Source organism: Nitrospiraceae bacterium (genome assembly GCA_020632595.1).
In the GTDB taxonomy this organism is placed as follows: domain Bacteria; phylum Nitrospirota; class Nitrospiria; order Nitrospirales; family UBA8639; genus Nitrospira_E.
Window position 1 is genome coordinate 64,726 of sequence record JACKFF010000011.1, and the last position, 19,360, is coordinate 84,085.

Genomic DNA, 19,360 nt, shown 5'->3' on the forward strand with positions numbered 1-19,360 from the left:
AAGAGTTCTCACTTCTTTTCAATTTTCGCCCATGTATCTCGAAGAGGTACCGTCCGGTTAAACACCAAACGATCCTGAGTAGAATCCGGATCAAGACAAAAATATCCCTGCCGCTCAAATTGAAACCGACTACCTGATGGCGCTCCGCTGAGACCGGGTTCGACCTGGCAATCAGACAACACGGTCAAGGAATGTGGATTGAGCAGATGGTGCAGGTCCTGAGGATCACTCCCCGAACCTGGATTCGGTTCAGTCATCAAGGCCTCATACAGTCTTACTTCGGCAGGAAGGGCATGCTGAGCAGAGACCCAGTGGAGAGTCCCTTTCACCTTTCGACTCGATTGGCTCCCGCCACTTTTCGTTTCAGGATCGAAAGTACATCGTAAAGCCGTCACTTTTCCGGTTTCGGGATCTTTCTCGACACCGACACAGCGAATAATATAGGCGTAGCGCAGACGTACTTCCTGTCCTGGAGATAAGCGAAAAAACTTTTTCGGTGGATCTTCGCGGAAATCATCTTGTTCAATAAATAGCTCACGAGAAAAAGGGATTTCCCGTTTGCCTTGAGTGAGATCCTCAGGATTATTGATCGCCTCTAAGACCTCAACCTGCCCATCCGGATAATTCTCAATAATGACTTTCAGCGGATGTAATACCGCCATCACCCGTGGAGCCGACCGGTTCAGATCTTCCCGAATAGCATGCTCCAACAAGGCCATTTCAATCACACTGTCACGTTTCGCCACTCCCACCCGCTCACAAAAATTGCGAATCGCTTCAGGCGTATAACCTCGACGCCGCAGCCCTTTCAAGGTGGGCAACCGGGGATCTCCCCACCCGTTCACATGCTTCTCCTCCACCAACTGGTGAAGCTTGCGTTTACTCATCACCGTATGCCCGAGATTCAAACGGGCAAATTCTATCTGCTGGGGATAACTCGAGACCTCACACACCCGGAGCAACCAATCATATAAGGGACGGTGATCCTCAAACTCCAGGGTACACAACGAATGCGTAATGCCCTCTAACGAATCGGAAAGAGGATGCGCAAAATCATAGGTGGGATAGAGGCACCAGTCATCCCCGGTCCGATAGTGCGAGGCATGTCGGATACGATACAAAGCTGGATCTCGCAGATTAATATTCGGCGAGGCCATATCTATTTTGGCACGCAACACATGGGCCCCGTCCTCAAATTCTCCGGACCGCATTCGGGTAAATAAGGCCAAATTTTCTTCAATGGTGCGATTCCGGAACGGGCTATCCTTCCCTGGCTCAGTCAGCGTCCCTCGAAAAATCCGGATTTCCTCGGCCGTTAAACTATCGACGTAGGCATGGCCGGTTTGAATCAGTCGCACCGCAAATTGATACAGCTGCTCAAAATAGTCCGAGGCAAAAAAGAGGCGATCTTCCCAATCAAAGCCCAACCACCGGACATCTTCCTGAATTGAAGAGACATATTCCATGCTCTCCTTGGTCGGATTCGTATCATCGAAACGAAGATTACACAGACCTCCGAATTCCCGGGCAATGCCAAAATTCAAACAGATGGATTTCGCATGACCAATATGTAAATGCCCGTTAGGTTCAGGGGGAAAACGGGTGTGCACTCGTTTGCCAGTAGTCTGGTTTTCCAGGTCGGCAATAACCTTGGCTCTGATAAAGTCGATGGAAACATGTTGGTCTGGTGACGACATAATGAACAAGCTTTCAAAAATTAACTGCAAAAATTTTCAGCAACTCGCCTTTCCAAAAACAAGGCTCGGACTGTTTGATTCCCGTTTCCAGACAGAGAGATTGTCCGAAAAGGTCCGAGAACGGCCTTCCCCAATAACTTTTCCAAACGACCTGTGGGGTATTCGCCAGGCGTGGAGAGTACAGGTGCCCCCACGCTACCATGAGTCGCGCCAACTCTCAACACGAGCAGGACAATATTCGATCCTTGAGGGTGACCCAAACCCGTCAAACCGGATCCGGACAAAAAAGGCATGAGCGCCGCGACTCTCAAGAATAATGGGGGGGCATGACGCTCAAAGAGAAAACGTGGGTCCCAAGGGGCAAAGGCTATCCGGCTTTAGCAGACAAACTGGCAAACCTCTGCCACAGGGTTGCGTCGATTCATATGGGAATTCGAATGAAGGCCCCTGAATTGGGCCGCGAAAGGGATGCCAGTGAAGAGCGCCTTAACGCCCTTCAGGAGACTCCTTCCCTGTTACCTGTATGGGAGATGAAGTGGATTAAAAAAAGATTAAAAAAACAACCAGCAGCGGAGGAACCGCAATCGGATTTTAGGAGAAGGTTTTGGTATACACAAAATTCTGACGCACGGAGACTCCATCTTTGCCCACTGCACCCGTTTTTCCCTGTGGGGCTGCGCCTTTCTCTTTTGGCCCTTTCGAGCCTTCTTCCTGATTCGCGTTTAATTCAGCAAACTCAGATCCCTTCGCAGCTTTCGATTCCCCACCCTCATCCTGCCCCTTTTTCAATTGCCTGGCCCACAGGTTGGGCTGACAAACAAGGTGAAAGTTGGGAGCAGGGACGGAATCATCAATGCGCCATAACTCAAGTTCAGCGCCATAGAATGTCACTTCATCACGGGAAACGCCATTCAGCCAATCCAAGGTTTGGCGAATCTCCGCAGAAATACTCTGGGCCACACACACCACCGTCTTCGCATCGAGCCCCGCGGCATACATAATCAGTTTACCCAGCGCGTCGGGGTCAATGCCCTCCAAATGACCCAACACAATCACGTAACTTCCGGTCTTTGCATCTTTGGCGAGAACGCCTCCGGCCAAAATACTGAGAGGAATGTCACTTCCAGCCGGCTTGAGAGGGCGCTCGATCGTCTCCCCCAAGATGTCTAAAATTTCATCCTGCTGAAGCCATGAAGCAAACCCGTCAGCCTCATTTCCCCACACTTCACTTAAATTTATTTTTCGAAGCTTTCCAACTGGTTTTGCCATAACAACCTCAAGCGCAAAAAAATTGTTGTTTTCTCCTTACTATTCCCATGAGACGTACTAGTCTTATCGACAGGTATTCGAAAAAGTTAAGACACAAAATACATCAGACATCACCTCCCGATGAACCGTGCCCCTATTCCGTCATAACCACCCGATAAGGTCCCAACCAGATTCCGGAAAAACCTCATCCCAGACGTCCGCGGTCCTGAGCCATTTCTGAGTTTTCCGGTTTTACTCAGGTCAATGGTCAGGCAATACATTCACGTAAAAAAAATTACCTACTTATCATTGATCTTTCTTCAAATTAGAGTACAATAGATTAAGTTCATTCACGCATGGATTGGTCCTCGTACCCCATTCAACCCCTTCTCCAGAATCGATACCCCTCTGGAACGAGGGACCAAAAGGATGGACAGCAAGGTGTTCCCCAACTTTAACAGGAGGTTTCTGCTATGAATCGATTTTCCCTAGTAGGGCTAAGTCTCGCCTGTGCGCTTGGACTGATGGCTTCTCTTTCAGGGTGCGGGGAAACGGAAGGTCCTGCGGAAAAAGCCGGGAAGACCCTCGATCAGGCGGCAGAAAAAACAACCGAATCCGTCAAAGAGGCCATGGAAAGCACTGGGAAAGCCATGGATAACGCGGCCGAAAAAACCGGAGAAGCCCTCAACGAAGCAATGGAAAGCACCGAGAAAATGGCAGAGGATACCGCAAAACATTAAAGAAGTTTTCCTGAACTCACGTCACTGAGAGTCCCCGGCACCCTCCCATCTTTTCCAGCTTCTGCTGGCAACAGCCGGGAGGAGCAGGGGCAAAAGGTCTCATCTTCCTTTTTTCTTGGGCCTTCAGGTGGTCGGTGGCATACCATACGGATCCAGGAAAGAGGGGAGTTGTGAAAACCAGGTTAAGCTGGAACGGCCTGGTCAACACTCATGACCAGGCGATGGTTCAGAAATAAGGAAAAAGCGAGTCCCATCGATCGTACAACCTATTTAACCAAAAGGAAAAGGAGACATGATGGTCGATAAGTGGGTAAAAACGATCATAGCCGTCTTAGCCCTTCTTTTTGCGCTCTCAGTGGGCAGTCCTTTTGTACGTGCGGAAAACAAGTGGGGGGTGGGAACGGATATCGGGTTCCTATCAGATACCACCGACGACACGGTGTTCACACTTAGTTTCCAGGGAGACTATTTTCTCAACTCACAAGTCTCTGTTGGCCCACAGCTCTTGTTTTCTCCCGGTGGAGACCTCACGCAAGTCACCTTGGCCGGAATCGGTCGGTACTACATTCCCATCGGTGCAGTCACCGTCATTCCTTTTGGCGGAATTGGCTTTGTCTATGCGGATTTGGAACAAGGCCGTCGTGATGACAGCGATGTCAGTTATAGCTTTCCTTTTGGGGCTACCGCAGCGTTTAAGATCAATCGGACCGTTGATCTGTCAAGTACACTCATATTGACCTTCCAGGATATTGAACTGAATAATCGGAAAAGTAGCGACAATTTCAACATCGGGATGTTATTCGGCTTTCGGTTCCAACCCTAATCCCCTCACACCACCGTCACGATGGCAGGCGGTCGTATAGATGACCACAACCGGGGTAACGGACCTGCTTAAAGGGATTGGGAGCGCCTACATCAAAATCATAGAAGAATGGACGCATCCCATCTACCTCGTCTGAAGCTACCCGAGGCTTTTTACTCCTTCACGTTTTCTAAATACTCAGCCATTCGATCCAACGCCATCGCATTAAGCCGCTTTCCATACCACCGGGGCATCACCCGGTCGGAATAGCCAGGCACCACGTACGCGCCTGGATTCAAAATCGATTCCACGATATATTCACGAATGGTTGTCGCCGACCCCTGATATTGAGGGTCCGCCAATCGAAGCGGTCCATTCGTCCCCAAGACTAACCGGGGCCCCTCACGTCCCAAAGCAGGAGCAATACCGGGAATGGTATGACACACCGCGCAACCGGATTGCACAAACAACTTTTCCAGCGGCTCGGTGCCCGTGGCCAGTGGTACGTCGGTCAGCTCCACAGACGGGGACTTGGCGGATGGGGATTTTTGTTGCTCCGGACTGGTGGATTCCCCCACGCGGGCTTCGCTAGGATCCGAAGACGATTGATTGAACAGATTCACTGAAATGGTCGCCATAATTCCGCAGGCCACCACAATAAAAATGAGAAAGGCTTCCCGGCTTCCTGAAAATTCTGAAGACTTCGGTTTTTTCATAGACACGTCCACGATCCTACGGTAAAGATTGACGGATTTCAGTCAAACACAATGAGCGAACAACGGATAAAATCCTGAGGTGGTCTACCGAAAGTTCCCGTGCCCTGTCAAATAGCCACTCTCCGGACAAGGTGATCACACCCAACCATTTGGCCACTACCTGCATAATGCCCTTGTCCAGACTTGTCGCACGCACAGGAGTTTTGGTATCCCAAGCATGAGAGACAATCGAAAAGCCCTCATCGTAAGCCTCACCCCGCTATCCCATGATTAAGCATTGTTTGTGGCCGTCCCTACCATTTGTTCCACACCCGTGGTTAGACGGCCCGCACCGCATGACCCTTCTCCCGCGCTGGTGGCCCCGTGAAAGCTTCCCATCCGGAATGCCCACACAGGACCGTATCTTTCAAATCTCTCCCGAGGTGGGCCTCCTCACAAAATGTCATTGGCAACCCTCCCGCTCACAACACCCCACGATTCTGATGATCCACGGCCTCGAAGGGTGCACCGAATCCCATTATATGCGGGGTCTGGCCAGAAAATGTTGGAATGCGGGATGGAATTGCATTCGCATCAATCAACGCAATTGTGGGGGATCCGAACACCTCACACCCACTCTCTATCACAATGGACTCAGCCAGGATTACGGCAGGATTATTCAAGAAATTACCGATGAGGATGGCTGCACCGCAGCCTGGCTCATCGGATATTCCATGGGAGGCAATCTTGCTCTCAAATTAGCTGGCGAGCATGGAACCACTCTCCCCTCCCTTCGTGGAGTCGCAGCCGTCTGTCCCAACATCCAGCCTGCAGCCTGTGTCCGCGCCCTGCAACGCCCCTCCAACTGGATTTATCATCGCTATTTTCTGAAAAGCCTAGCGGAAAAATTACGCAAAAAAGCTTGCCTCTTTCCAGGTCGGTGGGATCTCTCCCACCTTTCTCATATAAAAACTATGTGGGAATTTGACGAAATCTATACGGCTCCAGACGGAGGATATCGAGATGCTGAAGATTATTACGAACAAAGCGCCGCTCGAAATGCGCTGTCTTCAATCACCATCCCGACCCTCGTCATCACAGCCCAAGACGACCCGTTTATCCCCTACCACATGTTTGCCGACCCTGCTCTTGACGCTAATCCCTTCATCCAGCTTGAGGCGCCTACTCATGGGGGCCATTGCGGATTTTTTCAACGGCACCAAAATCATGAGGATCCATTTTGGGCTGAAAACCGTCTATGCGACTGGATTCATGCTCAACTCAACTCAGCATGACCATGATCGGTTCCTGGACTCATTCCCTTCGAACGCCATTCAACCCCCCCTTCACACACTCAATGCCCTTCACACCTAGTCCCCACTTGCCTGAGACCGCCAAGGTGAGGTAGAACTCTGTTCAAATGCGCAGCCAATCCTTTCCTTCACGACTCCCATCAGAAGTTTCCACACGTCCATGAAATTAAAACCCGGATCCCCAGGAAAAGGCATTCTTCGCCAAATGCATAAGGCGCAAGAAAAATATTTGGAAGGCTGGCTGGATGTGCCCGCCCATGTGCATCACACGGCCTATCGTATGGCGAACCCGGCAGCTGAACGCCCTCAAAGTCGAAAGGAGTTTCAACAGCTTTTGGCCTGTCTGGAGATTGATCCCTCCCACGCCGTCATGGAAGACAAAGTTGGATTCGGAGTAAAGGTAGGAACGAATGGGGACAGACTCATTGCCATTTGGGAGGCTCACACTGAATATTACAGCTATCAGGTTTGGCATATCCCCTCTCACGCAACCCAACCATTAGGATTCGGACCGTTGAGATTTCCCGACTATGTGTTTCCTTTTTCTCCGCTGGGCATCCAAGTCAACGCCTTGGATCTTTTGGTCATCCCTGCGCGTGCCTACGACCAGGAGGAATTGGGAACCCTTCTCCCCGGACCACAAATGTATGCCAGCAAAGTTCTGGGAGAGGACATCTGCGTGGCCACCAGCTTTACTCCAGACGAACATGATCGAGAACGATATATCATTTGGGCTTCTGATCCCGTTTTGCTTCGGCAGAAACTCGCCAGGCTCATGACAATTTTGACGACTCTTGAAAATTACACACATCTGATTTTACTGCCCTATCCAGCCTTTTCCCGGTCAGTGGATCAGGTTCAAATCTTCGAACAGCGGCATCTTTATCAACGAACCCTTATCACGAAAGAACTGAACCGAGCCACACATAGCACCCTTCAACAATGGCTGGAAGGATTAACCCATGATTTCCTTGAGGTGGGGCGGTTGACCGCTTCGCTGCGTTATCGCCTCTCGGCTTCGGTTCCCTATGATCGAATTGTGCACAGTAATACCCTGGCACTCCAGGAGCAACCGCTGCCCTACGGTCGAACGCTCATCGATTATTTTCAATGGAAAATTACGGGAGTCGCGGATGGATACCAGCAATTACTCTCCCGGGTTCAGGCCTTAGAACAGGATTTTGAGGGCACCATTGCGGTCTTGCGCACCAAGGTGGAACTCCTCTTACAAGAACAAAATTTGGCGCAACAAGATCAAAATGTGAATCTCCTGGCCAGCCTGGATAAGACCACCAAAAGCCAGGTCGTCCTGCAACATACCGTGGAAGGCCTCTCCGTAATCGTGATTGCCTATTACGTAAGTGGCCTGGCCAACTACCTCTTTAAGGCACTGCACGAACTCGGTTGGCTGGACAGGTATGCGTTAGCCTCCGGGATTTTCGTACCCATGGCTCTGGTCCTCTCATTTGCCATCATCACATGGGGAAGAAACCGCATCCAAAAGAAAATTACAGCAATGCCTCCGTCCGCCACCGATCATACCTGATCTTTCCTCCCACACTTCTCGTTCCTTCACAGGTGTGACCGCAGCCTGATCTGACACGCCAGCGACTCTTGCTATGCCAGTCACAAACAAGCCGTTTCGTGAACCACCCCCGCCCAGTTCCATGGCCCAACAGCCGACCCGGAACAAAAAAAGATTCATTTAAAGTACCCCGGGGAAATATCCGAAAATTATAGGAAACGGTCGACATTGAGGCCATTGAGCACCAGAGCTGCACCAGAAGGGATCACCATGCTAACTGCCGAGGAACTGGTAAAAAATTGCACGAAACTCTTTACCCTGCCGGAGGTCTATCTCCAAGTCAAAAAAGTCATCGATAATCCGGATTCCACCATGGCCGATCTATCCAGGGCCATCAGTATTGATCCTGGCATGACCGTCGCCGTCCTGAAATTAGTGAATAGCGCATTTTACGCCATGCCTCGAAAAGTCGAGACCATTTCGCGGGCTGTGGGAATCCTCGGGATGCAACCCCTCCATGATTTGACGCTCGCCATCTCGGTTACCAAAACCTTCTCAGGCCTCAATCAACACGTGATGAGTATGAGTGTTTATTGGTCCAACAGCTTCTTTAGTGGACTGGTCGCACGGGAATTGGCAAGAAAATGTTTTCTGGTGGATAGTGAACGGATGTTTGTAGAGGGCCTGTTGAGAGATATCGGACATCTCCTCCTCTATGAGCAACTTCCCGAACCGTCTGAACACGTGTTACGAGAGTCGGCCAAGGATGGTTCTCCCGTCTATATTCTGGAACAACAGTTGTTGGGATTTGATTATACCGAAGTGGGGCAGACGCTCATTGAGGAATGGCAACTGCCAAAAAATTTCGGAATCGCTATTCGATACCAGAACAATCCATCCGGGACCAGCGAGCACGGATTTGAAGCAGCACTCCTCAATATGGCCAGTGCACTCACGGAGGGGTTCCAATCACCCAAGGGGCATGCCCAATGGCAAAATCTCGTGGCTCCTGAATCATGGAAATTAACAGGGCTGGATGAGGAAGGCCTCAAGGAGTGCATGATGGAAGCAGGCAAACAGCTCTCCGGCATGTTAACTCTCATGGAAGAAGCACGCCTGCCCGCGGCAGCCTCATAAAGACGAGAGAAACCTGAGTCCCGGCAGGTCACCCAAAAGAAGCCGAACACCGGAATGCTCCCTCAACTCAAAAAAAAGGCCGGATCCTATGACGCACTCGTCCGTCATGTACCAACAGCCTCCATTACTCGATGTCACCTGCCAAGTGACCTTCCCGCAAAATTTACAAATATCTTCCGCTCCGCCGGTCAATTTTCAGAAACGAGTCAAAAATCTTTTTCCAAATTTCTCTCTTGCACGAGATAAAACATCCTATAACTTCCTCAGTGCCGATCAGCGCGAACAATTGGTGTTAAGCCCGGGTTCTCTGGCACTGGTCGCCAGACAATATGAGGGATGGGACGCCTTTTAGACGCATATCCGGTTGGCGACGAAGGCGGTGGAGAACGAATATCCCCAGCCGTATCTCTCCCGTATCGGGTTACGTTTCAGAAATCTCATTCGGAGTTCCGCCCTTGGCCTGACGGACAAAGATTGAAATCAACTACTACAGAACAAATGGACAGGAGATCTCGCATGGTCTGAAGTGGCCGGAGCCATGAATGCCACACATAGTGAAGTGGTGATGGGACTGAATGCTGGAGATGACCTGATGTGTGTACGACACGGACTCGTGCCGATCGCGCAACCGATACAGGAGATGGGCTATCTCATCGATCATGATTTTTTCGTGAATGGACAATTTGCGATGACAGAGATCGCAGGAAAACTGACGGAATATCACCAGGCCGCCCAACGATTCTTCAAATTATGGATCACCGATTTGTTGCATCAGGCCATGAAACCTCAGATCTCCTCAAGCTGGACTCCCATCTCCTGAACACGCTCAAAAAAGCACCCATTGTACGAGCGGCTTTATTTCATTAGCGCGGGAATTCACAGAAGGGTGGGTTCAAAAAAGGCTTGTCCAGCAAGGGCGTAGCCGTTTGGTTGAGCGAAGCATAGGGAGGAGTATATAGGCACCACCAAATTGCAAGAATGCCGATGGCGGCATTTTTCAACACTTCCTCCTTGAAAGACGCCTCCCTCACCGCTACAGCTAGGATACTGAGTGACTCATTAATTTCTCATCCTGAGCCGACCCAGCGACCGCTTCATCAACCGTCCACTGTTTCACCCGATTTCGCCCATTCTCTTTGGCCACATATAAAGCTTTGTCGGCTTGTGCCACCAATTCCAAATAATCAGAAGCTCCTAACGTGGCCGCGGACACTCCAAAACTCATCGTAATTTTCTGCCCGGACGTCGTGCGAATAGCGGTACTGGCCGACAGTTCAATGGTTTCCCGTAACCGTTCGGCCACCAACATGCCCTCGACAGCCGTCTGCCCAGGCAGGAGAATGCAAAATTCCTCTCCCCCATACCGGCCAATAATATCCAAAGGACGCAAAGTGGTTGATAACAATTTTGCCACGAGTTGAATCACTTGATCCCCCACCGCATGGCCAAACCGATCGTTATAGGACTTAAAATGGTCGATATCCGCCATAATACAGACCAAATCACTCCCATCGCGTTGAGCCCTCTCCCACAGTTCTTCAAACGCCTCGAATAACGCTCGTCGGTTGCAACAACCCGTCAAGGGATCCCGGTGAGCCAGTTTCTCCAGTTCGGTTTTTGACAACTCTAATTCCCGGATCGTGCCTTCCAATACCGTCACATCATTGAAAGACACCAAAATACCCCGGACCTGCTTGCGTTGACCCAAGATAGGAGTGCAATTGACTCGAAACTTCTTCACGGTTTTTCCCACCCTCTCCCAAACCAGGGGCACATCCAATTTCAAGCATTTTCCCTGTCGCGCCGTCTTCCACGGGTAGATGCTCGGCGGGTCAACCGTGTCGGAAGACCTCCATTCAAAACTATCCAGTGTTTTCCCGATCAGGTCGTGAGGAGCCACATCGACAATGAGACTAAAGGCGCGATTGGCGAGCACAATACGGTCCTCACCATCCAGGAACACCACACCCTCTGCCAACACATCAAACGCGGCTTGCACCCGCATCGGCACCACAGAACTGGGATCGAGTTGCCGCAACGTACGCTTCATATACAGAAAATAACCCACAAACCCGTACGCGATGACCAGCGCAAGAAATCGCACCCAGGCACTACCAAGGACACGGGTCCAAAAACTAGTTTCCAGTGAATGGAATCGGAGTTGTAAGGTTCCCCAATGCAGGTCCCCGTTGAAAATGGGAATCTGAATGTGTTCAGGCGTAGACCGGTCCCCTGATGGTTGCGTCCAGAGAGCCTGATGGGGCCCGGCCATGGCCATAATCTCACCACTTTCCAAGACCAAAGCCACTGATTGGATATCCCCATTCCGTTCAACCAAGAGATCCAAAGCCTGCTGGAGGCCCTGATTGTCTTCCCTCTGCGCCAGGATGGAATACTGGACAGCCATCGCTTCGCTGAACTTTTGCCGGTAGGTAAGGATTTGGGCAGCTTTGTCCGGAATGAGCCCCACCATCAAATCACTGATTAAGAGAATACTCAGTGTCAGGGATACCAGCCCCAGACTCATCCAAAAGATGGGCGTCAGTCGTTTCATGAGGATCGGGAGGAGAACGTGGAGGAAGGAGGACCCGATTGATCAATATCCTGGTCCAACATCCGATCTAATCCGTGATGCTCCAGGTTCTCCTTCTCTGCGGCTTCCCGCATTTTCTTTGTCAAGATTTCCTGACTCTTTTGATCCATATCCAAAATTGCAATAGGGTCAAAGTTGCGCCAGGCCGGGAGCGTTGCCAACAGGCTCGCCAAAAGGGTGCCACTTCTCACCAGCCACGCGAGAAGAACTCCTGATACGCCCAGCCCCGTGTATTCCATCATCCTGATGAAAAAGGACCGTTCGTCAATGGTTTGTTGGGTGGTCTCTTCCAAATCATCGGCAAAAGAGTTCAACTGCTGAAGAAATTCCTGGCTCAGCTCGATGCTGGAAAGCAGCACTGGGGCCGGAGCATATGCACGAATTTGTTCTGAGGTGGTTCCAAAAGAGCCTGGACGGAGGAACGGGGCAACCTCTAAGACCCTATTCCAGTCAGGGACGGACTGAAGTTCAGGATGACGGGAAAGATCCCGCCCCGCTGTGGATTGACCCCCGAATGAATCCGGAAACCCGATCGGGGGTGTCCCTGAGGGCGAAGTATCAAGCGGCGACTCCGGGGTAGGACGAGGGCTTGGTGCCGGTGTGGGGGTGGGACCAGGTTGCGGCGAGGGAGGCAGGGGGGGAAGTCCCTCCTGCACATTCGTGACAGTGATCTGAATGGCTTGCGTCGCTACACCGCCATTCCCGTCACTCACCTGGACGGTCACCTCGTAGACATTATTGCCGTCGGCATCCGTGGGTATTTCAAAATCGGGGGAGACCGCAAACCTCAACGCTCCGCTTGCAGGATCAAGGACGAAGAGGGCCGCATCGGCCCCGCCGAGAATGCTATAGGTCAATGTGTTGGCCGGCTGATCCACATCCGTCGCTGTAACAGTCGTGACAAACCTTTGATTCTCCGCCACGTTCACTACCGCGGTGGGGCCGCCCCCATTACTCGTGATGGCCGGCACATCATTGTCATCGGTCACCGTCACGGAGATGGCTTGCGTATCCACACCGCCATTACCATCACTCACCTGGACGGTCACCTCATAGACATTATTGCCATCAGCATCTGCTGGTGATTCAAAGTCGTGAGCCGTATTAAAGGCCAAGACCCCCGTACCGCTACTAATGGAAAACAGACTCGCATCCGCTCCGCCAATGATAGTGAAGGTCAGCGTATCTGCCGGTAAATCAACATCAGTGGCCGTAACCGTGGTGACACTCGTTTGATTCTCCACCGCATTCACTGCAGCCGTGGGACCGCCACCATCACTGTTTATCACCGGTGCATCGTTGACCGCCGTCACCGTGATGCTGGCCGTATCCGTCGCGGTCGAGATGGCCGTCGTGCCCCCGTTCGTACTCGCATCCACCTTCGTCCCTTCCGTCCCGCTCGTCTGATCCCACGCCCGGTACGTCACCGTCGCACTGTCCGCATTCTGCCCGTCCGGGACAAACCGCAGACTGTCGGTCGCCCGCAGCAGTAATGCTGACGCATCACTGACCGCCCCCACCGCCGTCCACCCGCTCCCGATGTCATACTCCCACGTACCGTTGCCACTGCTCAGCCCCGTGATCGCGATGCCTTCCACCGCCCCGCTGTCCACATCGGTGATACTCGCCCCCACGATGGCCAACACCACGTCGCCCGCGTTGTGCGTCTCATCTTCGGTGATGGGGGTGAGTGCCGGACTCGCCGACGTCAGCACCGGGGCATCGTTGACCGCTGTCACCGTGATACTGGCCGTATCCGTCGCGGTACTAAACGCGGTGGTGCCGCCATTGGTCGAGGCATCCACCTTCGTCCCTTCCGTCCCGCTGGTTTGATCCCACGCCCGGTACGTCACCGTCGCACTGTCCGCATTCTGCCCGTCCGGCACAAACCGCAGACTATCCGTGCTACGGAGCAAGAGCGCCGAGGCATCACTGACCGCCCCCGCCGCCGTCCAGCCCCCCCCCGATGTCATACTCCCACGTCCCGTTGCCACTCGTGAGGCCCGTGATGGTGATGCCCTCCACCGCCCCCGTGTCCACATCCGTGATACTCGCCCCCACGATCGCCGACACCAGATGGCCGCTATTGCTCGTGTCATCCTCCATGATGGTCGTGAGCGTGGGACTGGCTGGCGTCAGCACCGGGGCATCGTTGACCGCCATCACCGTGATCAAGGCCGTATCCGTCGCGGTACTAAACGCGGTGGTGCCGCCATTGGTCGAGGCATCCACCTTTGTGCCTTCTGTCCCGCTGGTCTGATCCCACGCTCGGTAGGTCACCGTCGCACTGTCCGCATTTAAGCCGTCCGGGACAAACCGCAGACTATCGGTGCTGCGCAAGAGCAAGGCCGTCGCATCACTGACCGCCCCCACCGCCGTCCACCCACCCCCGATGTCATACTCCCACGTGCCGTTGCCACTGGTGAGGCCCGTGATCGCGATGCCTTCGACCGCCCCCGTGTCCACATCGGTAATCGAACTCCCCACGATCGCCGACACCAGGTCACCACTGTTATTGGTCTGATCTTCGGTGATGGACGTGAGCGTGGGACTCGCCGACGTCAGCACCGGCGCATCGTTCACCGCCGTCACCGTGATACTGGCCGTATCCGTCGCGGTCGAGAAGGCCATCGTCCCCCCGTTCGTACTCGCATCCACCTTCGTCCCTTCCGTCCCGCTGGTCTGATCCCACGCCCGGTACGTCACCGTCGCACTGTCCGCATTCTGCCCGTCCGGGACAAACCGGATGCTGTCCGTGCTGCGCAAGAGCAGGGCCGTCAGATCACTGACCGCCCCCACCGCCGTCCAGCCGCTCCCGATGTCGTACTCCCACGTCCCGTTGCCACTCGTCAGGCCGGTAATGGCGATGCCTTCGACCGCCCCCGTGTCCACATCGGCAATCGAACTCCCCACGATCGCCGACACCAAATGGCCGCTATTGCCCGTGTCATCCTCCGTGATGGTCGTGAGCGTGGGACTCGACGGTGTCAGCACCGGCGCATCGTTTTCCGCAACCGCAGTCGTGTTAAGCGAAAATTCCGAGGTTGAACCATAGTTACCGCCTTCCAAATCTTCTGTGGCGGTGGCCGTCACAAACTCACCTGTTGTTACCGAAGCGTTCAGAGTGAGATTAAAACTCCCATTGCCGCTTCCATCCGTCGTAACGCTCGTAAAACCAAGATAGGTTTGGCCTTCTCCGTGACCGGAAGGATCTTCGCCGGTCGCAGTGGTATTCTTGAAAAACTCAACCCGGAACGAGGAACTGGCCGTGCTATTGAAGGTCCCGTCTATAGTTACCTGGGTCGGCGAATCTACATCGGCGGTAGCCAGCACAGAAAAATTCTGCAGATCGTTGGCCCCCGCATCGGCATCACCGGCGTCGTTGGCGGTAACTCCGATACTTCCTAACTCAATGCCCAAACCGGTATTTGAATGAATCTGGTTACCAAGGATACTATTGTTCGCCCCTCCGTTGACGTTCACACCATTATTGGTGTTATGTGCGATCAGATTGCCTTCCCCGGCATTCACACCCCCAACCTGGTTACTCGCGGTGAATATCAGAATGCCATCGCCGACGTTTCCCAAGGCGGCGGTTCCCGCGGCATCGGTACCGATTTTGTTGCCCAGCACACGATTTCCCGTCCCGATAATCCACACTCCCCATTGATTATTGCCGGAGATGAGGTTTCCCTCTCCCGCATTTGAGCCTCCAATCGTGTTGTTACTCCCGTCTACAATGATTCCTCCCCAGTCCCCCACACCGACCTGTCCATTGCCGACGGCAGCAATGCCGGTAATATTGGTGCCGATATAGTTTCCCTGAATGACTGTCCCGGAAATGCCAGGATCAACATCAACACCCTCGTCATTGTTGCCGGAGATAACATTGCGGTCTGCAGCAGCGGCACTGCCAATGGTATTATTATTCGCGGTGATCGTAATACCATCTATGGCGTTCCCCTGGTCAACCGCCCCGGTATTATCCAAACCGATCCAGTTGCCCACCACAACATTGTTGGCACCACTGAGTTGAATACCGCTGAGGCTGAAGCGATTGATAATCAAACCCTTGATCGTACTGCCGGCGCTCCCCGAGCCAAGAGTCAGTCCGTTTGCACTACCCGCACCAGTGCCATTCAGTTCGATTTGCAAGACTCCATCATTTCCAGTCGCAAGCGTATTGGCCGATGAACCAGCCTGCGTGTACCCGTCAATCACCACGACATCGGTAAGGGTGGTTAAAGCTGAGGACGGACTGATCGTATGCGGGCCGGCCCCCGCAATGTTGAAATTGATTTGATCCGCCGAACCATCATTACCCGTGTTGTTGGTGGCAATAATGGCTTCTCGAAGAGAAATAAACCCATCAAACCCCTTATCCGCCAGCAAGGCTGCGATCGAGGAGGTATCCCCATCGGCCGTATCGGAGGTCGTATCGACTGTCAAAGTGCCTACGTTATCGACCACGGTAACGGAGATGGCTTGCGTGTCGAATCCACCGTTCCCGTCACTGACCTGCACGGTCACTTCATACACATTGTCCGTGTTGGCATCCCCGGGCGCCTCGAAGTCCGGAGCGGTATTAAAGACAAGGACGCCAGTGCCACTCCCGATAGAAAACAGAGCCATGTCCGCTCCACCAATGATGCTATATTGCAGCGTGTCTGCCGGTACATCTACATCTGTGGCCGTCACTGTCGTCACAGCAGTAATATTTTCACTCCGGGTAAGGGCGGCAGTGGGCCCCCCTCCGTTAGTGATGATAGCCGGGGCATCGTTGACCGCCGTCACCGTAATCGTCGCCGTATCCGTCGCCGTCGAGAAGGCCGTCGTCCCGCCATTGGTCGAGGCATCCACCTTCGTCCCTTCCGTCCCGCTCGTCTGATCCCACGCCCGGTAGGTCACCGTCGCACTGTCGGCATTCTGCCCGTCCGGCACAAAGCGCAGGCGGTCGGTGCTACGCAGGAGGAGCGCACTGGCATCACTGACCGCCCCCACCGCCGTCCAGCCGCCCCCGATGTCGTACTCCCACGTCCCGTTGCCACTGGTCAGGGCCGTGATGGCGATGCCTTCGGCCGCCCCGCTGTCCACATCGGTGATCGAGCTGCCCACGATCGCCGAAACCAGGTGGCCGCTGTTGTTGGTCTCATCCTCCGTAATGGTCGTCAACGACGGGCTGGACGGCGTCAACACCGGCGCATCATTTTCTGCTACCGCGGTGGTATTCAGCGAAAATTCCGATGTTGAACCATAGTTTCCGCCCCCAAGATCTTCTGTGGCGGTGGCCGTCACGTATTCACCCGCCGTTACCGAGGCGGTCAGAGTGAGGTTAAAACTAACATTGCCACTCCCATCCGTCGTCACTGTGGTGAACCCCAAATAGGCCTCACCTTCCCCGTGACTCGAGGAATCTTCCCCAGTTGCAACGGTATTCTTGAAAAATTCAACTCGAAAGGTTGTACTGGACGTACTGTTGAAAGTCCCGTCAATGGTGACTTGCGTAGGCGAATTCACATCGGCTGTCCACAGCACCGGAAAATTCTGTAGGTTGTTGGCTCCGCTATCCCCATCCCCTGCGTCGTTGGCGGTGACACCGCTGGTTCCCAAATCAATACCCAATCCAGTGTTGGAATGAATCCGGTTCCCGAGTATGGAATTGTTTGTGCCACCGGTGACGCTGACACCCTTACTGGTATTGTAGGCGATCAGGTTTCCCTCTCCCGCAGTCGTTCCTCCAATTTTGTGTGACCCGGAGCCGATCAGAATGCCCTCGCCAACGTTCCCCACTGCGGCGGTTCCCCCGGCGTTGGTACCGATTTGGTTTCCCAACATAGTATTTCCCGTACCATACAGCAACATTCCCCAATGTTGGTTACCGGAAATAAGATTTCCCTCCCCGGCATTTGACCCACCGATGGTGTTGTTGTCCCCGTCAATAAGGACCCCACCCCAGGTTCCTGCTCCGACCTGGCCATTCCCGATCGCCGCCGTCCCGCTGATGTCGGTGCCAATATAGTTATTCTGAATCACAGCACCGCTGATGCCGGGATCCACATCGACCCCCTCATCGTCGTTCCCGGAAATCACATTGCGGTCCGCTACAGCGGACGTTCCGATGATATTGTTATTCGCGCTGATGGTGATCCCGTCCACGGTGTTTCCCTGATCCGCGGTGCCGGTGTTGTTGAGCCCGATCCAGTTACCGACCACGACATTGCCCGTACTGCTCAGCTGAATGCCACTAAGGCTGAATTGATTGATGATCAAACCCTTAATCGTACTGCCGGCGGAGCCGGCACCGACATTGAGTCCGTTCGCACTTCCTGCACTGATGCCACTAAGTTCAATCTGCAACACCGCGTCGTTCCCGGTCGAAAGAGTATTGACCGAAGAACCGGTCTGGGTGTACCCGTCAATCGTGACCACACCGGTAATGGTTGGTAAGGCGGAGGTCGGACTAATCGTATGCACGCCCGCACCGGCGATGTTGAAGTGAATGTTGTCGGTACCGGCATTGGCATTGGCATCCAGGATGGCTTGGCGAAAGGATCCGGCACCCGAATCGTTCGTGTTGGTCACCGTATAGGTGGCCAACACCCCTTCCCAGGCATCCTGGGTCGCCTGGCCAATCACGATCGAAGATTCAATGAAGCCCGTGGAGACCTCTAACTCCCAATTGGCAAATTCGCTGACATGTCCGGTCCGGTCCGTGCTGGCGGCGATATCCGCTCCCGTGAGATCCGCTAAGGCCTGGATAGCGGAAAGGCCGCCTGCTCCACGCCCGAAGTTACAGCCGTAGATCAATAGATCGGCGTCGGCAGACAGACTCTGTCCAATTTGTGTGAAGAGGTTGGAGTAGCGGCCACTGATCGAATTTTGTGTGAGGTAGGTGGCACCGAGATGCATCTCGGCCTCGGTGCCTTCCCCGATGAGATGAATGGCGTCGATATCGCTCCAGTCCTTGAGGGATTCCGCAATTTGTTCGATCCCGTCCCGTCTCGCATCCAGAAGAATCACTTCCGCGGCCGGATCGATCCCGTCCACAAGCATCTGGTAATTTTCAACCCGCGTATCGATGAAGACCATCTCTTTCCGATCGGACGGGGTTGAGAGGGAAAGACCGGAAGACCAGATGGCCTCACTCCTGGAAGCATCGGTGGTGGTGGAATCCGTACCGGTCTCACTTTTGACATCGGGAACACCCGGTTGATCCTGCGTGGTGGTGTCTTGAACGACTTCCGCTCCCGTAGCAAGGGCGGCTCCATCGAATAGGATCCGTGGCTCTAAGGCGAGACAGGTTCCGGTTAATCCGGGGGTGGATTCCTGGGGTGCTCGGGACTTCCGCCTCTTCTGGGCATCAGGTTTCATCGTCCTGGCATTCTTCCCCGCTTCTTGCGTCACGGGCGTGCCATGCAGATGTTTCATGTGACGATCTTCAATCATGCTAGAAACCGGATGACGAATAATCTCTGGTCAGTAATTGTTGAAAAAGGCTTGATACCCCATAGGTCATCGCTTAATCAGAGTGGTCCCCTCAAAAAGGAGGACCTCCTATATCCTTTGTCGGACCTTGGGAAAAGACTCTTGATGCGGATTAAGAACCGTTT

Annotated in this window: 13 protein-coding genes; 7 read left to right on the forward strand and 6 right to left on the reverse strand. The window is 53.4% G+C overall.

All coding sequences use genetic code 11. The features are described from left to right. Window positions 1–8: 8 nt before the first annotated feature. Together H6750_16845 and H6750_16850 are read right to left on the reverse strand one after the other, a co-directional pair. The gene (locus H6750_16845) at window positions 9–1,697 is read right to left on the reverse strand and encodes a glutamine--tRNA ligase/YqeY domain fusion protein (GenBank protein MCB9775976.1); all 1,689 of its coding nucleotides are present in this window, start codon (window positions 1,695–1,697) and stop codon (window positions 9–11) included. A 591-nt stretch (window positions 1,698–2,288) separates the two neighbouring features. Next, on the reverse strand, window positions 2,289–2,966 hold the full coding sequence (locus tag H6750_16850; GenBank protein ID MCB9775977.1) for a hypothetical protein: 678 nt from the start codon (window positions 2,964–2,966) through the stop codon (window positions 2,289–2,291). Window positions 2,967–3,418: 452 nt separating this feature from the next. Between H6750_16850 and H6750_16855 the strand changes: the two genes are divergently transcribed. Both H6750_16855 and H6750_16860 read left to right on the forward strand, forming a co-directional pair. Beyond that, window positions 3,419–3,685, forward strand: coding sequence for a YtxH domain-containing protein (locus tag H6750_16855; GenBank protein ID MCB9775978.1), 267 nt, complete (start codon window positions 3,419–3,421; stop codon window positions 3,683–3,685). 292 nt (window positions 3,686–3,977) lie between these two features. Further along, window positions 3,978–4,508 carry an outer membrane beta-barrel protein gene (locus H6750_16860; protein ID MCB9775979.1) on the forward strand — a complete coding sequence of 177 codons (531 nt, stop codon included), beginning with the start codon at window positions 3,978–3,980 and terminating at the stop codon, window positions 4,506–4,508. 152 nt (window positions 4,509–4,660) lie between these two features. Here the strand turns inward: H6750_16860 and H6750_16865 are convergent, their stop codons facing one another. Continuing rightward, complete coding sequence (locus H6750_16865; GenBank protein MCB9775980.1) at window positions 4,661–5,203, reverse strand: hypothetical protein; 543 nt, start codon at window positions 5,201–5,203, stop codon at window positions 4,661–4,663. A gap of 335 nt (window positions 5,204–5,538) precedes the next feature. Here H6750_16865 and H6750_16870 point away from each other — a divergent pair, with 335 nt between their 5' ends. The 5 genes from H6750_16870 (at window position 5,539) to H6750_16890 (ending at window position 9,977) form a co-directional block, all read left to right on the forward strand. Next, window positions 5,539–6,477 carry an alpha/beta fold hydrolase gene (locus H6750_16870; protein ID MCB9775981.1) on the forward strand — a complete coding sequence of 313 codons (939 nt, stop codon included), beginning with the start codon at window positions 5,539–5,541 and terminating at the stop codon, window positions 6,475–6,477. Between the two features lie 178 nt (window positions 6,478–6,655). After that, window positions 6,656–8,041, forward strand: coding sequence for a DUF3422 family protein (locus tag H6750_16875; protein ID MCB9775982.1), 1,386 nt, complete (start codon window positions 6,656–6,658; stop codon window positions 8,039–8,041). Window positions 8,042–8,290: 249 nt separating this feature from the next. Further along, window positions 8,291–9,157 carry an HDOD domain-containing protein gene (locus H6750_16880; GenBank protein ID MCB9775983.1) on the forward strand — a complete coding sequence of 289 codons (867 nt, stop codon included), beginning with the start codon at window positions 8,291–8,293 and terminating at the stop codon, window positions 9,155–9,157. A gap of 88 nt (window positions 9,158–9,245) precedes the next feature. Continuing rightward, window positions 9,246–9,509, forward strand: a complete 264-nt coding sequence (locus H6750_16885) for a TIGR04255 family protein (GenBank protein MCB9775984.1) — start codon at window positions 9,246–9,248, stop codon at window positions 9,507–9,509. 186 nt (window positions 9,510–9,695) lie between these two features. Further along, window positions 9,696–9,977: a hypothetical protein gene (locus tag H6750_16890; protein MCB9775985.1), complete on the forward strand. Its 282-nt coding sequence runs from the start codon at window positions 9,696–9,698 to the stop codon at window positions 9,975–9,977. A gap of 219 nt (window positions 9,978–10,196) precedes the next feature. On the opposite strand, the gene H6750_16895 is transcribed toward H6750_16890, so the two are convergent. The 3 genes from H6750_16895 to H6750_16905 are packed head-to-tail and all read right to left on the reverse strand — an operon-like array spanning window position 10,197 to window position 19,178. Continuing rightward, window positions 10,197–11,711 (reverse strand): diguanylate cyclase, encoded by a 1,515-nt coding sequence (locus H6750_16895; GenBank protein MCB9775986.1) that lies wholly within the window; start codon window positions 11,709–11,711, stop codon window positions 10,197–10,199. Further along, entirely contained in the window at window positions 11,708–13,723 is a 2,016-nt protein-coding gene (locus tag H6750_16900; GenBank protein MCB9775987.1) for a cadherin domain-containing protein, read from the reverse strand. The genes H6750_16895 and H6750_16900 overlap by 4 nt, the downstream gene beginning before the upstream one ends. Beyond that, window positions 13,680–19,178, reverse strand: coding sequence for a DUF4347 domain-containing protein (locus H6750_16905; protein ID MCB9775988.1), 5,499 nt, complete (start codon window positions 19,176–19,178; stop codon window positions 13,680–13,682). Before H6750_16905 ends, H6750_16900 begins: the two co-directional genes overlap by 44 nt. Window positions 19,179–19,360: the final 182 nt, after the last annotated feature.

Excerpts from the sequence above, each read along its gene's own strand:
- H6750_16850 (MCB9775977.1), bottom strand. The coding sequence starts at position 2,966 with ATGGCAAAACCAGTTGGAAAGCTTCGAAAAATAAATTTAAGTGAAGTG.
- H6750_16845 (MCB9775976.1), bottom strand. The coding sequence starts at position 1,697 with ATGTCGTCACCAGACCAACATGTTTCCATCGACTTTATCAGAGCCAAG.
- H6750_16900 (MCB9775987.1), bottom strand. The coding sequence starts at position 13,723 with ATGACATCGGGGGGGGGCTGGACGGCGGCGGGGGCGGTCAGTGATGCC.
- H6750_16895 (MCB9775986.1), bottom strand. The coding sequence starts at position 11,711 with ATGAAACGACTGACGCCCATCTTTTGGATGAGTCTGGGGCTGGTATCC.
- H6750_16875 (MCB9775982.1), top strand. The coding sequence starts at position 6,656 with ATGAAATTAAAACCCGGATCCCCAGGAAAAGGCATTCTTCGCCAAATG.
- H6750_16905 (MCB9775988.1), bottom strand. The coding sequence starts at position 19,178 with ATGAAACATCTGCATGGCACGCCCGTGACGCAAGAAGCGGGGAAGAAT.
- H6750_16885 (MCB9775984.1), top strand. The coding sequence starts at position 9,246 with ATGACGCACTCGTCCGTCATGTACCAACAGCCTCCATTACTCGATGTC.
- H6750_16880 (MCB9775983.1), top strand. The coding sequence starts at position 8,291 with ATGCTAACTGCCGAGGAACTGGTAAAAAATTGCACGAAACTCTTTACC.
- H6750_16890 (MCB9775985.1), top strand. The coding sequence starts at position 9,696 with ATGAATGCCACACATAGTGAAGTGGTGATGGGACTGAATGCTGGAGAT.
- H6750_16855 (MCB9775978.1), top strand. The coding sequence starts at position 3,419 with ATGAATCGATTTTCCCTAGTAGGGCTAAGTCTCGCCTGTGCGCTTGGA.
- H6750_16860 (MCB9775979.1), top strand. The coding sequence starts at position 3,978 with ATGATGGTCGATAAGTGGGTAAAAACGATCATAGCCGTCTTAGCCCTT.
- H6750_16870 (MCB9775981.1), top strand. The coding sequence starts at position 5,539 with ATGACCCTTCTCCCGCGCTGGTGGCCCCGTGAAAGCTTCCCATCCGGA.
- H6750_16865 (MCB9775980.1), bottom strand. The coding sequence starts at position 5,203 with ATGAAAAAACCGAAGTCTTCAGAATTTTCAGGAAGCCGGGAAGCCTTT.